Here is a 13,530-nt window from a genome sequence, read left to right on the forward strand (position 1 = left end):
TTATATGAAAAGCAAGCTCCTTATACTGTTTACTTTGTTGCTGTTGGTTAGTGGCTGTTTCGCTGAAACAACTGTGTCCCAAAAGCCCGTTAGGCTTGTTGTCACTAGTGATACAATTCGCTTTGATGGAAAACGGCTCAGCTTTAAAGACCCCCTTAAGCAATGGATTGAAGTACTGGGCGATGATTATGTGTATATTGGCAAAGAGCCTAGCTACCAAAAAGCCTTTGGCGCAAGCGGGAGACAGCGATTTGTTTATCCCGAATTGGGCATCGACATTACCGTTCAAACAAACCATATCGATGTAAAGTCTGACTTTATTAATGGTAAGCCTGGTACCTTAAAAGATCCTTATAACCGCTTTATCAGTGTCCTCAGAATTAGAATGAATCCTAAATCAAAGGCTAAGCCCATCGTGTATCGTCACTTAGATAAAGAAATGGCAGAGCATCCTTACAACACCATGTATGCTGATTATGCGATTGATTTTTATGGCGCGATTGTTGACAGTGACACCTCGATTGAATCTGTGCTTGACCAGAGTGATATCGTGAAACGTGATCGGCATTTTTCTAGTGTTGGGGTATCTTCTGGGTTCAACAATCTCGGGACTATCATATTTAATCACTTTTTTGGCGAGCAACCCGAGGTATCTATATCAATGCAAATCTCACCAAGTTCAGAAATACGTTTAGACAATGAACGGCGCTATTTTGGAAAAGAGGTTTCACGCTAAGTAAGAAGTGTTTTTAACACAAAAACTAACATGGACTCATTACACCACCAATTTGCCTATATAACTTATAGTGCAATCAACCAGTACTCTCTAGAGTTCCTTACAGCTGATCACGACAGAAAATTTGCCGAGCTCCTCACTATTGGCCTGCTGTTTACCCTTTCGGATAAAGCCTATCGTTTAGAAACAAAAATCGCACCGTTCATTTCTCTTCTATCACTTCTGGTTTTATCTTCACAGCGCTTCTCGCCTGTAACCACACACCACTCGCTTTCATGCTGTAACCGAATACTCCGCCAATTAAAAGTGAAGGGATCACCAACTGCCAATTTCCATCGGCGGCAAAGGTAGCACATGCGCCGATAAAGGTTCCGGGGATAAAGCTCAACCAGTGTTTCTGCGCTTGAATGCACATAAAAAAGGAAACCAATGCTGTCAAAACATAACCAATCACATCACTGCCTAGCCATTGAGAGCCATGAATAATAATAAGCGCCCAAACCACGCCAGATAGATTAGTCAGTACGCTCACACCTAAGCCTTTCAAGCCTTGAATCGGCGAGGCAAAGTAACTGGTGCAGCCGAGAAAACCAGCCCAAGACAATAATCCCAAAGAAATGGCTACCCAACCCCAAATACCAGAAAGTAATCCGGTGGTCAGTGAAATGGCAAATAGTGTCGACATAGGCAGATCTTCAGTTAAAAAATGAGGAAGGGAGATTAAAGAAGGAATAAGCGAAAAGAAGAGATTTTGATCACAGATAATATGAATGAAAAATTGCTATTACATATAAATGTTAACGCAAGCGATTAACCATCATCACTTACGTTATAAACCACTTAAGCTGAGTTAGTTTACTTACGCCGCTCCCACTGAGTGATAAACACAATCGAAGCTATCATGATTGCAGCGCCTATCCATAAGTTCCCCGTTGGTATCCAACCAAACACCAGCCAGCCTAAAAAGACATTAAACGGTAATTTAGCCAAATCAAATGGCTGTACAAAAGAAGCATCTGCTACGGCATACGCTTTGACAATCGCCCATTGCGCTAAAGCGGTCATGACACCGGCGCCAATCAGTAATCCCCAAACACTCCAGCCTGTTGGGGTAGACCATTCAGGTAAGGCCAATAGGATATTAAACGGCGTGAGCAATATAAGTAGGTAAACCACCATCGTAGAAGGCGAATCATTGACTGACATTTTCTTCACCATCAATGAATAACATGCCCAGAAAAAAGCCGCGCCTACAGGTAGTAGTGTTGCCCAGCTAAACGCATCAGACCAGGGCTCTAATATAATCATTGCCCCACCAAAACCGGCTAAAGTTGCCATCCAACGTGCCCAACCCACCTTTTCTTTTAGTAGTACTCCTGAACCGATGGTCGCAAACAATGGAGACGTCATCAACAATGCAATGCCTTGCCAAATGGGAACCGGATACGCCAGCGCCCAAAACCAGAGTTGAATACCGATTACCGATAAAAAGACTCGAAAAGCATGCCAACCAAAGTGTTTGGTATAGAGAGAACGGCGAATACCTAATGTTTTTAAATAAGGCAGGATCGCCACCAGCGCAATCGCATATTGAAGCAAAGCAACCGTGGTGGAAGGAATAGAAAACGTAATGCTAATGTATTGCGCAATACTGTTAACTAAGGCAAAAGATAGCCCTGCGATCAGCATCCAAGTAGCGCCCAGTACCGGCGAATGGTTCGACATGGAGGTATTCTCAAATAAATGGTGGGGATAAAGTGAAGGAAATAATAAAGACAGCGAATAGAAATAGCTAGCGTCCGTTTCTCTTGGCGATTAGCTTTTGTTCGGGATAAAAGCGTTTTAGGCGAGAAAACCAGAAAGCGAAGCGGCGCACTTCGCTTTCTTTATTAACCGTAATCTTTATTAACCGTAATTGAGGCTAATGATTTACAGCCCCATGCCTTTTTTACCAATGCTGTTTAACATGTCAAAAGTAAAACGGCCTTGCCAATCTTGCTCATAATGTTCTCGTGGGAAGTCAGGCGGTGACAACCCATCTTTGAGTGAGGATTGGATCTGCTCGGCATACTTTTTATTTTTAGGACACATTGGCGCGGCAGGAATATACATAACATTCCCCCAACCTTTTTGATCTTCCACAGGAGCCACAGAATGAATCACATCGCAGTGCCACCATACAGAATCCCCCGCTTGCAACTCAGGAATACTGCACAAACCTTTAATCAAATGTGGGTGCCATTGCTCTGAAATAGGCAACACATGACCGGGTGTGACGCCACATAGTTCATCTTCTGGCACATCATCCAGTAAAGGGCGCAATAGAATGTATGCCATCGCTTCAGGTACTGGCACTACGTGTAATAAGCCTTGATTCAAGCTCATATCAGACAACGCCGTCCAGCCTTGAAAAGTACGAAATACCGAACATTTGGTGGTGTAATCAACGCTATATTCATTCACCTCTGGTCGGTGCGCTGCATCCCAAGGGTCATATTGATCAAATTGATTAGTAAAGATTTTCTCAAATACTTTTTGATATTCAGGCAATAACCAGCGTTCTAGTGCCCCAGAATCCGTATGCGCCCCTAAGCCATTAGACGTCGTACCCGGTAAACGTCGACGAATACGATCGGGGTAAATCACACTCACATCAGGGTCGAACCATGCGCCGTTATCGCCTTCAAACTTCCATAAGCGATTTAAAAACGATTGAATCGACGCCATTTGCTCGCTTTGTCGCGCTTTCATTTGGCTTTCAGACCAATAAATTGGATAAATTTCTGGCTTCGAGGCTTCTAAAGTACCGAAGAAGTTATCCCCCGGCCCTCTATAGATTTCATCGAATTGATTATTATCTAGATAATCCAGCACGCCTTTATCCATGGCAAGCGCTTCATCTCGTGCGAACGTTTGACGCACAACTAAACAGCCACGACGTTTGATCTGCGCGATCACCTCCGGTGACACGTTTCCTTGTTGTAAATCGGCTTGGCTGATCTCCGGCCATGCACTACCGTTGATTTTTTCTTCTTCACGTGCCGCTGCCAATTCCGTTTCAATCTTATCGCACACTTGTTTGAATAAAGCATCGACATCGCCAATTTGCTTTTTCAAGGTACGTTTCATGTCAACGATGTTCTTTTTGTAATCGGTAGGGAGTTCTTTCGAGGTAAATGAGGCCGACATATTGCTCTCCTAATGTATTGCGCCCAATGATCGCTCAGCAACAAGATTAAACTTCAAATGAAAGTTAATCTTACTTCAAAAGAAAGTCAAACAGGAAGTTTACATTGTGATCACACTTTAGAAACAAAAGAGAGCAGATAGAGAAAGGGTTGCATACACAGTATAAAGAATACAAGCAATCACAAGGGATAATGGTTCATTTGATCGTTATATTAATTTTGTTTCTCAACTTATTATCGACACCAAACAGCGTCATCTTCCGAAGCAAGTATCATTATTAACAACTCACGAGGTTTCAAATGAAATAAAGAAACTCTATAATAGGGCCTCTTCTTTAATATGGACAATGCAATGAACCCAAGACACAGCCAAATCGTTCAAATGGTAAACGAAAACAAGCGGATACAAGTGAGTGATTTATCAGAAATGATTGGGGTATCTGGGGTGACGATTCGTCAGGATTTAAACTACCTTGAAAGTGAAGGCCATTTAAAACGAGTACACGGCGCAGCAATCGCCCTACAAAGCGATGATATTGATAGCCGCTTAACCGTCAGTTTTGAAATCAAACAAGCATTGGCTAACAAAGCAGCGGGGTTAGTCGCTCCTAATGAAACGGTATTAATTGAAGGTGGCAGTGCCAACGCACTTTTAGCCAAAACTCTGGCTGAGCGTGGCGATGTGACTATTATTACCCCTTCGGCCTACATTGCGCATTTATTAAAAAACACCTCAGCGAACATCATATTGTTGGGCGGTGTTTTTCAACATCAAGGCGAAAGCTTAGTTGGCCCTCTGACCAAACTCTGTATTGAACATGTTCATTTTAGCACCGCATTTTTAGGCGTTGATGGTTATCACCCAGACACCGGATTTACCAGCCGAGATATGATGCGTGCTGATATCGCCTCAAGTATTCTCGCTAAACAACGCCGCAATATTGTGCTGACCGATTCAAGCAAATTTGGCCAAATATTCCCATCTAGCATAGGAAAATCTGACCAAATTTCGATTGTCTTAACCGATGATAACGCCAATTCAGAGCAGTTAGACTCATTACGCAATATGGGTGTTGAGGTTATTTTAGGATAGTCTCAGATTCGGATCACTGCTCATTAAACCAACGAGGCACCATCACGTTCAATGAACGCGGTTGAGTACGAATAGTTAATTTCTTGGTTTCATATAACTCACCATCAATGACATATTTAAAAGCCATCTCACTCGATATGGTGACTTCTTTGGCTTGCTTATGCACAAACCCCATTGGCTCAGCGGTAGGTAATAAATTTGATACCGCCAGTTCAGATAACGATAAGATCCGCCCCGCCACACTTTGATGACTTGGCATATAGGTAATATCTAAAATTCCGTCTTGTAAATCAGGCTCTCCCCCACCTTGCGCGAGTAATGTCGTAAAAGGCGCGGCATTGGCTATCACTAAACTGCTCACTTCTAACACTTGAGGGGACTGCTTATCTAAACTCACTTCAACATTTAAGGTTTCGTTGTTAGCAATTGCCCCCCATAAACCTTTTAAATAAGCCAACTGACCATCATTATTTTTTTGTTCGCGTTCTGCGTATTCAATCATTTGTTGCTCAAACCCAATCCCAGCTACTAGCAGCATGAGATCTTGATTACATAAAGCAGTATCTATTTGAGTCACTTCGCCTTGCAAAATTGCCCCACAGGCGGTTTCAACCGGGATAATTTTATTTTCAATGCCATACAATACATGACATAAAGCATTCGCCGTACCTAATGGCAAAATGCCCAGTACAATATCAGAATGAACCAATTGGCTCGCCACTTCTGTTACTGTGCCATCTCCCCCGCCTGCAACAATCAAGGAAGCCCCGGAGTTAATCGCTTCTTTCGCTAACTCTGTTGCGGACATTTCAGGCGTGGTTTCTCGTATTTCGACTTGATACTTTTCTTTAAATTTTTCAATGATTTCGTCTTTATACGTTCCCCACTTTCCCCCACCGGAAACAGGGTTAACAATCAACCAGGCTGTCTGTTCAGAAACTAATGCTTGTTGTTTATCGAGTTGCTTTAACATTCTCATCTGCTCCTTATTCAGGTTGGCCGTGCTTCGTATCGATTGGATTTTTTTCATTACATCTTCGATGCTCATTCTTGGATAACGACGCAATAAATACGCAGCCAATACGAATACCGAACGCCCTCGCCCAAGCGCACAATGCACCACGACTTTTTTAGAATCCGCTAATTGAACATCCATCCAGTCCAATGCTTTTAATAATTTACGCTTTGATGGCACTTTATGGTCAAGAACAGGCAAATTAAAATAATCAAAGTCACGTTCAGCTTTACGACTTTGTAAGCCATGAAACTCCGCAGTGATATCTAAAATACTGGTAATGCCTTGTGCTTTTAACTCTTTAAGGTCTTTAGTCAATAAACGTCGCGCTAGATACAGTTGAGGATCAATGCGTTGAATAGGTGCTACTGAATCATGAGTGCGTGCCCAATAATTATAGTAATGCGCGCCAATTAAAAAGGGAGCCAGAATCAGTTGAATACTGTTAGGAATAACGCCATTAGGTTTTTTACGAAATAAATGAGGGAAATTACAAAGGTAAGCAATACTGACGACAGACAATGATAAAGCAATCCATGCGAGAGGAATCGACAGCCAAAAGTTCGGGCACAATAATGCCAAAACATAAAATAGAATGCTGCCTGCAATATAATACTTGGTGACGACCATCTTATCTCCCTCAACGATTGATATAGACAAACCTTAACATTAGCCTGTGTGCCCTGCCTTGATTATTTTCAATATAGCCATGTCATAGGCCAATACTCCCGTGATTTAGCACAAAAGAGAAACCGACATTAAAACCGTTATAATTGCATGAAATAACAAACAAAAATTAGTTTCCCTTCTCACAAATCTACAACAAAAAAATCTTATCGAAACCATAAAATTATTCTGATTTACTATTTAAAAATTCGTTTTATTATCCGCATGTTCTTCGCAAGAAAGTACCAACCGCCGCACTCAAACTGTTAACATTTACAGTGTAAACAGCCCATTTTAGTGTCGCTATTCGTTAACGCAAGGTTAATGGGCGCAGGTTGCAAATCTACGAGTTTGGATGATTCTCCCTTCATGCATCCAACTCAGAAAACGTCATATTGAATCTTCAATTATTAAATTAATTTATGTTCAACCTGACTCAAATCAGTTATCTCCCAAGGCTAAAATCAGAAGGAATACTGGCTATAAGCTAGGTTGGTGGGCAATACATACGGATCCTATCGATCCACCATTTTGGACTTTGACATGTCTTTTAAAAATGCTGTGTTAGCTGCATCAATAACGGTGACAACCATTTTCACCGCGACTGCACTGTTTACATCACCAAAAAGTTTCGCTCAAGATGAGCAAGTTCTACACGTTTATAACTGGAGCAGCTACATCGCGCCAAATACCATCTCTGACTTTGAAAAAGAAACGGGGATTAAAGTGGTATATGACGTATTTGATAGCAACGAAGTACTGGAAGCCAAATTACTTGCAGGTCGTTCTGGTTATGATGTTGTGGTGCCATCAAATAACTTTTTAGCCAAACAAATTCGCGCAGGTGTTTTCCAAAAATTAGATCGTACTCAATTACCTAATTGGAAAAACTTGAACCCAGAATTATTAAATGCGCTATCGCCAAGTGACCCTGGCAACTTATATGCCATGCCTTACTTGTGGGGCACAATCGGTTTTGCCTACAACATTGATAAAGTGCAAAAAGCACTCGGTGATGATATGCCAACCGATTCATGGGATTTAGTGTTTAACCCACAGTACATGGAAAAACTAAAATCTTGCGGGGTGTCATTCTTGGATTCACCAACAGAAATGTTACCTGCGGCATTAAATTACTTGGGATTAGATACTGGCACGCAAAAACCCGAAGACATAAAACAAGCAGAAGCGTTGTTCTTGTCTATTCGTGAAAACGTGACTTATTTCCACTCGTCTAAATATATCTCTGATTTAGCGAATGGCGATATTTGTGTGGCAGTCGGTTATTCCAATGATTTATTTATTGCTCGTGACCGCGCAGAAGAAGCGAACAATGGCAATAAGATTGAATACGTTATTCCGAAAGAAGGTGCAGGCAGCTACTTTGACATGATGGCCATTCCGGCTGATGCACAAAATGTAAAAGCGGCTCATGCATTTTTAAATTACTTAATGAAACCTGAAGTGATTGCCAACATTACGAACGAAGTCAGCGCGGCTAACGGTAACCAAGCGGCGACCCCGTTTGTCAACGAAGCAATTCGTAATAACGCTGGGATTTACCCAGATGAAGCAACACTAAAAAATATATACACGATCAGCGATCTACCAGCCAAAGCTCAACGTGTAATGACACGTACTTGGACCAAGATCAAAACCGGTCGATAACGCCGAAAACCTACGTGTGATTAAGGCGTCCACACTCGGACGCCTTTTTATTTTAAGCAAAATTTTGAAGAGAGTTGTAGATGACTATCACTTCCAGTGCCTACAAAAAAGCATTAGAGCGTCAATCAAAGCCGAAAGAAATCTTGGTGAAAATTGACCGTGTAAGCAAACAATTTGACGACACACTTGCCGTCGATAACGTCTCACTCACCATTAATAAAGGTGAGATTTTTGCTCTACTCGGTGGTTCAGGTTCAGGTAAATCAACTCTACTTCGTATGTTAGCGGGATTTGAGAAACCCACCGAAGGACGCATTATTTTAGACGGTGTCGATATTACCGACATGGCGCCTTATGACCGCCCGATTAATATGATGTTTCAGTCATACGCATTGTTTCCACACATGAGCGTTGAACAAAATATTGCCTTTGGATTAAAGCAAGATGCGCTACCAAAAGATGAAATCAAAGCTCGTGTAGATGAGATGCTGAAACTGGTTCACATGACGCAATACGCAAAACGTAAACCCCACCAACTATCTGGTGGTCAACGTCAGCGTGTCGCGTTGGCTCGCTCACTGGCGAAACGTCCAAAGCTATTACTGTTAGATGAACCAATGGGCGCATTGGATAAAAAACTGCGCTCACAAATGCAATTAGAATTGGTTGAAATTATCGAACGTGTTGGCGTGACCTGTGTGATGGTAACCCACGATCAAGAAGAAGCAATGACCATGGCGCAACGCGTTGCCATTATGCACTTAGGCTGCATTGAGCAAATCGGTAGCCCGATGGACATATACGAAACGCCAGTTAACCGTTTGGTGTGTGAGTTTATTGGTAACGTAAACCTATTCGATGGCATGTTGGTAGAAGATGAACAAGATCATGCCACGATTGCCTGTGTCGATTTACCTCAACCAATCTATGTTGGTCACGGTATTAGTACCCAAGCAGAAAACAAAAAAGTGACGTATGCACTGCGTCCAGAAAAGTTGTTGATCAGCACCACGCTGCCAGATGATTTAATTCATCCCGACTTTAACTGGACAACCGGCAAAGTGTACGACATTGCGTATTTAGGTGGCTCTTCGATGTATCACATCCAATTGCCGTCAGGAAAAATTGTACAAGCGTTTATTGCCAACGCAGTCCGCCACGTCAAACGCCCAACATGGGAAGATGAAGTGTATTTGTACTGGGAAGATGACAGTGGTGTGGTTTTACAGTGAGTGAGCCGCTTTTAAAACATCAGCAAGCTCAACCTCAACGAATTTCAGGCGAAAGTGGTATGAATCAAGCAGTAGCCAATGCAAAGGTAGCAACCAACAAAGATAACCTGTGCAAGAAATGGCAATTAGATAAAAAAATTGGGCGTAAGCTGGTCATTGGGATCCCATTCTTTTGGCTATTTACCTTCTTTTTATTACCGTTTGTGATTGTGCTTAAAATTAGCTTCTCACAAGCTGATGTCGCCATACCGCCGTATACCGAGCTCGTCAGTTGGGCGGATGAACAACTGACTATTTTGCTCAATATGGGCAACTATTTATTGCTCAGTGCAGATGAGTTGTACCTAGCAGCTTACTTAAGCTCGTTAAAAATGGCGCTGATCAGCACATTGGCATGTTTGCTGATCGGTTACCCAATGGCGTATGCGATTTCTAAAGCAAAAAAAGAAACGCAAACCATTTTATTGCTTTTGATCATGATGCCAACGTGGACAGCGATTTTGATCCGAGTATATGCATGGATGGGGATATTAAGTAATAACGGACTATTGAATGGCTTCTTATTACACCTTGGTGTGATCAGCCAGCCATTGCATATTTTAAATACGGATTTAGCGGTGTATATCGGTATTGTTTACTCATACTTGCCGTTTATGGTTTTGCCACTGTACGCCAACTTATCCAAGCATGATCACAGCTTACTAGAAGCAGCATCAGACTTAGGTTGTCGTAATGTCTCAACTTTCTGGCAAATCACGGTTCCGCTATCAAAAGGCGGCATCATTGCAGGTTGTATGTTGGTGTTTATTCCTGTAGTTGGTGAGTTTGTGATCCCTGAGTTATTAGGCGGACCAGACACCTTGATGATTGGTAAAGTGTTGTGGCAAGAGTTTTTCAATAATCGCGATTGGCCGGTAGCGGCAGCACTCGCAGTGATCATGTTGGTGATTCTGATGATCCCAATTATTTTCTTTAACCGCACTCAAGCCAAAGAGCTGCAAGGCTAATCAACCTCAAATGCGGATAGTTTAGGAATGACAATGAAACGTTTTGGTTTTGCAAATCTAATGTTAGTGCTCGGCCTAGTTTTTATTTACTTGCCGTTAGTTATCATGGTGATTTACTCATTTAACGCCTCAAAACTAGTGACAGTATGGGGCGGCTGGTCAACGCAATGGTATGGCTCGCTATGGCAAAACACCCAATTAATGAGCGCGGTATTTCGCTCGTTAGAAATCGCCTTTTACACCGCTATTTCAGCGGTAGCATTAGGTACCATGGCGGCCTTTGTATTAACGCGTATTCCACGTTTTCACGGTAAAGCGTTACTGGGCGGTATGGTTACCGCGCCGCTCGTAATGCCAGAGGTGATCACCGGACTTGCATTGCTACTGCTATTTGTCGCCATGAATAACCTAATCGGTTGGCCTGTAGAGCGCGGCATGATGACCATCTGGATTGCGCATACTACGTTCACCAGTTCGTATGTAGCAATTTTGGTGTCTTCGCGTTTACGTGAACTCGATATTTCAATGGAAGAAGCGGCGATGGATTTAGGTGCCAAACCTTGGAAAGTATTTATGCAAATCACCATTCCAATGATTGCCCCTTCATTAGTTGCTGGTGGCATGATGGCATTTGCCCTATCGTTAGATGATTTAGTGTTGGCAAGTTTTGTGGCAGGCCCTGGCTCAACGACTCTACCAATGGAAATTTTCTCCTCGGTTCGTTTAGGGGTGAAACCAGAAATCAATGCCATTGCGAGCGTTATTTTATTGTGTGTCTCGTTATTTACCTTCAGCATGTGGTTCATCATGGCACGCGCAGAAAAACGCCGTAGAAAAGAAATCTACCAAAGCAAAAAAGCTTTGGTGATGGTCTAAAATTAATACGAGTCTATTCGTTTTAATCAGGGCTTCAAGTTAGAAGCCCTTTTTTATATGAAAGAGAAAACAATGTTTGAAGGTCTGCAATAGACTCTCTCAAATAAGGTATGATCGCCATGCTGAAAAAAATAGCATTAAGTGGTAGCTGTTATTGGTGTATGGAAGCTATTTTTCAATCACTTAAAGGCGTTATTCACGTAAATCAGGGTTGGGTAGCTGAAAAGTCACCGCCAACGGATATAGACTCTCAAGACACACAACAACCTTTTTACGAAGCTATCATGGTGAAGTATGATTCCGACATCATATCCGCCGATGTATTGATTGATATTCACATTCATAGCCACAGCAGCACACACCGTCATCCACTACGTCATCGCTACCCAAGCACCGTCTATACCTACACTTGTGATGAACAGTCAGCAATCCGTGCATTACTGCAACAAAAAAACGCTGAATTTAATGGTCAGCTCCTCACCCAAGCACAAATTATCGGTCACTTTAAGCCTTCACAACCAAACATGCAGGATTACTTTTATAACAATCCAGACAAACCATTTTGCCAAACTATTATTTCGCCTAAGCTGAAAAAGTTATTAAGCGAGTTTGGCCAATGGGTAACCCCAGAAAAAGCAGAACAAATTCATTCACATCAAGACTAAAGCTAAATTAACAGCCTATGTTTTAACCTGAACATGGCTAAAAAAAACACGAATCAGACAAACGAAAAAAGAATTTGTAACTAGACTTAATAAAGGCAACAAAATGGAACAAAGCCCTTTGCCTATTGTCTTAAAGTTTGTTAGCTTGAAAGAACAGTGACGAACCTCTAAAGCAATTAGGCTTTTGAATAACAATCACTTATGGATATGAAATCCGCATTTTGCCTTGTATTTTCAAGGCGCTTCAACAGGAAGGTATTGTGTATGAAAATAAACATCCAAACGCATCATGTTTCTCTCAGCGAAGACTCACGTTCTGAGATTGAAGGAAAATTCGATAAAATATCTTCACACTTCCCCGACTTAATCAGCTGCGACATTATTATCACTAAACAGCACAATGAGCACCAAGTTGAAACCTTTACCAACTATGAAGGCGTTCGTATCTCAGCCAAAGCTGAAGACAAAGTGATGTATCCAGCAATTTCAGCTGCAGTTAAAAAATTAGAGACTGGGCTTAAAAACCGTAAAGGCCAATTAAAATCGGAGTTGCATGCCACTCCGACAAGTACTAAACCGGAAATTGCCTCAGATATTATTCAAGAAATGAAGCTCGTTGATTAATCACTTCATTATCTAAGAACATAAAAAGGAGCTCAAATTGAGCTCCTTTCTTTCATTTTATATACCCAAAGTAATTGGAATGAATGGGATATAAAATTAACTTCTAGTCATCATTAGCTTAATACCTAATGCCACCATCGCGCCACCCAGCACGCGATCAATCCAATGACCGCATTGCTTAAACTTGGTGTTAATCGTTGGTCGAGATAAAAGCGTCACAATCAAAGCAAACCATCCAAATTGTAACGTCATGATCCATGCACCATAAATCGCGATTTGGTAAAGCGGCATATCCGCCGACAACACTAAAGTGAATAAAGACACAAAATAAATCGGCGCTTTAGGATTTAATGCATTACACAAAAAGCCCATGCCGATCATTTTTTTCGCTGACTGCGCTTTCCCAGCAGGAAGCGTCATCTCTTGTGGTGTGGCAGCTTTTGCTTTTAGCCCTTGCCAACCTAAATAGATCAAGTAACCACCCCCTAATACCTTAATCATCCATAATAAACTGGCTGAACTGGCAATTAACGCGGCTAAGCCAAAAGCAGAATAAAGAATATGGATAGACAGGCCCAGCGCAATACCGATACTACATAACAGCCCCGCCTTCTTACCGTTAGATAAAGTTTGTTGAGAAACTAAGATAAAATCCGGCCCCGGTGACGCTGCTGCTAATAGATGAATCGAGGTAATCAATACCAATCCATGCCATAAATCCATTACAAAACCCCTTTTCCTATCAATATTTTGTATATAA

Annotated in this window: 13 protein-coding genes; 8 read left to right on the forward strand and 5 right to left on the reverse strand. The window is 41.9% G+C overall.

The window, feature by feature from the left end:
• The first annotated feature begins 4 nt into the window (after positions 1-4).
• The gene (locus VRUMOI_RS17600) at positions 5-736 is read left to right on the forward strand and encodes a DUF7738 domain-containing protein (protein WP_089139369.1); all 732 of its coding nucleotides are present in this window, start codon (positions 5-7) and stop codon (positions 734-736) included.
• Between the two features lie 202 nt (positions 737-938).
• Here VRUMOI_RS17600 and VRUMOI_RS17605 read toward each other — a convergent pair whose 3' ends face one another.
• From VRUMOI_RS17605 to VRUMOI_RS17615, 3 genes are all read right to left on the reverse strand, one after another.
• Positions 939-1,421: a DUF1097 domain-containing protein gene (locus tag VRUMOI_RS17605; protein WP_089139368.1), complete on the reverse strand. Its 483-nt coding sequence runs from the start codon at positions 1,419-1,421 to the stop codon at positions 939-941.
• A 170-nt stretch (positions 1,422-1,591) separates the two neighbouring features.
• On the reverse strand, positions 1,592-2,461 hold the full coding sequence (locus tag VRUMOI_RS17610) for a DMT family transporter (RefSeq protein WP_089139367.1): 870 nt from the start codon (positions 2,459-2,461) through the stop codon (positions 1,592-1,594).
• A gap of 204 nt (positions 2,462-2,665) precedes the next feature.
• Positions 2,666-3,925, reverse strand: coding sequence for a DUF1479 domain-containing protein (locus VRUMOI_RS17615; RefSeq protein WP_089139366.1), 1,260 nt, complete (start codon positions 3,923-3,925; stop codon positions 2,666-2,668).
• A 351-nt stretch (positions 3,926-4,276) separates the two neighbouring features.
• Here VRUMOI_RS17615 and VRUMOI_RS17620 point away from each other — a divergent pair, with 351 nt between their 5' ends.
• Complete coding sequence (locus VRUMOI_RS17620) at positions 4,277-5,017, forward strand: DeoR/GlpR family DNA-binding transcription regulator (RefSeq protein WP_089139365.1); 741 nt, start codon at positions 4,277-4,279, stop codon at positions 5,015-5,017.
• A 13-nt stretch (positions 5,018-5,030) separates the two neighbouring features.
• Here VRUMOI_RS17620 and VRUMOI_RS17625 read toward each other — a convergent pair whose 3' ends face one another.
• Positions 5,031-6,662, reverse strand: coding sequence for a diacylglycerol kinase family protein (locus tag VRUMOI_RS17625; RefSeq protein WP_089139364.1), 1,632 nt, complete (start codon positions 6,660-6,662; stop codon positions 5,031-5,033).
• A gap of 579 nt (positions 6,663-7,241) precedes the next feature.
• Here VRUMOI_RS17625 and VRUMOI_RS17630 point away from each other — a divergent pair.
• The 6 genes from VRUMOI_RS17630 (at position 7,242) to hpf (ending at position 12,770) form a co-directional block, all read left to right on the forward strand.
• Positions 7,242-8,366 (forward strand): polyamine ABC transporter substrate-binding protein, encoded by a 1,125-nt coding sequence (locus VRUMOI_RS17630; RefSeq protein ID WP_089139363.1) that lies wholly within the window; start codon positions 7,242-7,244, stop codon positions 8,364-8,366.
• 80 nt (positions 8,367-8,446) lie between these two features.
• Positions 8,447-9,598: a polyamine ABC transporter ATP-binding protein gene (gene potA / locus VRUMOI_RS17635; protein ID WP_089139362.1), complete on the forward strand. Its 1,152-nt coding sequence runs from the start codon at positions 8,447-8,449 to the stop codon at positions 9,596-9,598.
• Positions 9,595-10,605, forward strand: coding sequence for an ABC transporter permease subunit (locus VRUMOI_RS17640; protein WP_394608489.1), 1,011 nt, complete (start codon positions 9,595-9,597; stop codon positions 10,603-10,605). Before potA ends, VRUMOI_RS17640 begins: the two co-directional genes overlap by 4 nt.
• Positions 10,606-10,638: 33 nt before the next feature.
• The gene (locus VRUMOI_RS17645; RefSeq protein WP_089139361.1) at positions 10,639-11,481 is read left to right on the forward strand and encodes an ABC transporter permease subunit; all 843 of its coding nucleotides are present in this window, start codon (positions 10,639-10,641) and stop codon (positions 11,479-11,481) included.
• Between the two features lie 119 nt (positions 11,482-11,600).
• Positions 11,601-12,146, forward strand: coding sequence for a peptide-methionine (S)-S-oxide reductase (locus VRUMOI_RS17650; protein ID WP_162598444.1), 546 nt, complete (start codon positions 11,601-11,603; stop codon positions 12,144-12,146).
• Between the two features lie 264 nt (positions 12,147-12,410).
• Positions 12,411-12,770: a ribosome hibernation-promoting factor, HPF/YfiA family gene (hpf, locus tag VRUMOI_RS17655; RefSeq protein ID WP_089139359.1), complete on the forward strand. Its 360-nt coding sequence runs from the start codon at positions 12,411-12,413 to the stop codon at positions 12,768-12,770.
• 96 nt (positions 12,771-12,866) lie between these two features.
• On the opposite strand, the gene VRUMOI_RS17660 is transcribed toward hpf, so the two are convergent.
• On the reverse strand, positions 12,867-13,493 hold the full coding sequence (locus tag VRUMOI_RS17660) for a LysE family translocator (RefSeq protein WP_089139358.1): 627 nt from the start codon (positions 13,491-13,493) through the stop codon (positions 12,867-12,869).
• Between the last annotated feature and the right edge of the window lie 37 nt (positions 13,494-13,530).

The organism is Vibrio rumoiensis (genome assembly GCF_002218045.2).
Taxonomy (GTDB): Bacteria; Pseudomonadota; Gammaproteobacteria; order Enterobacterales; family Vibrionaceae; genus Vibrio; species Vibrio rumoiensis.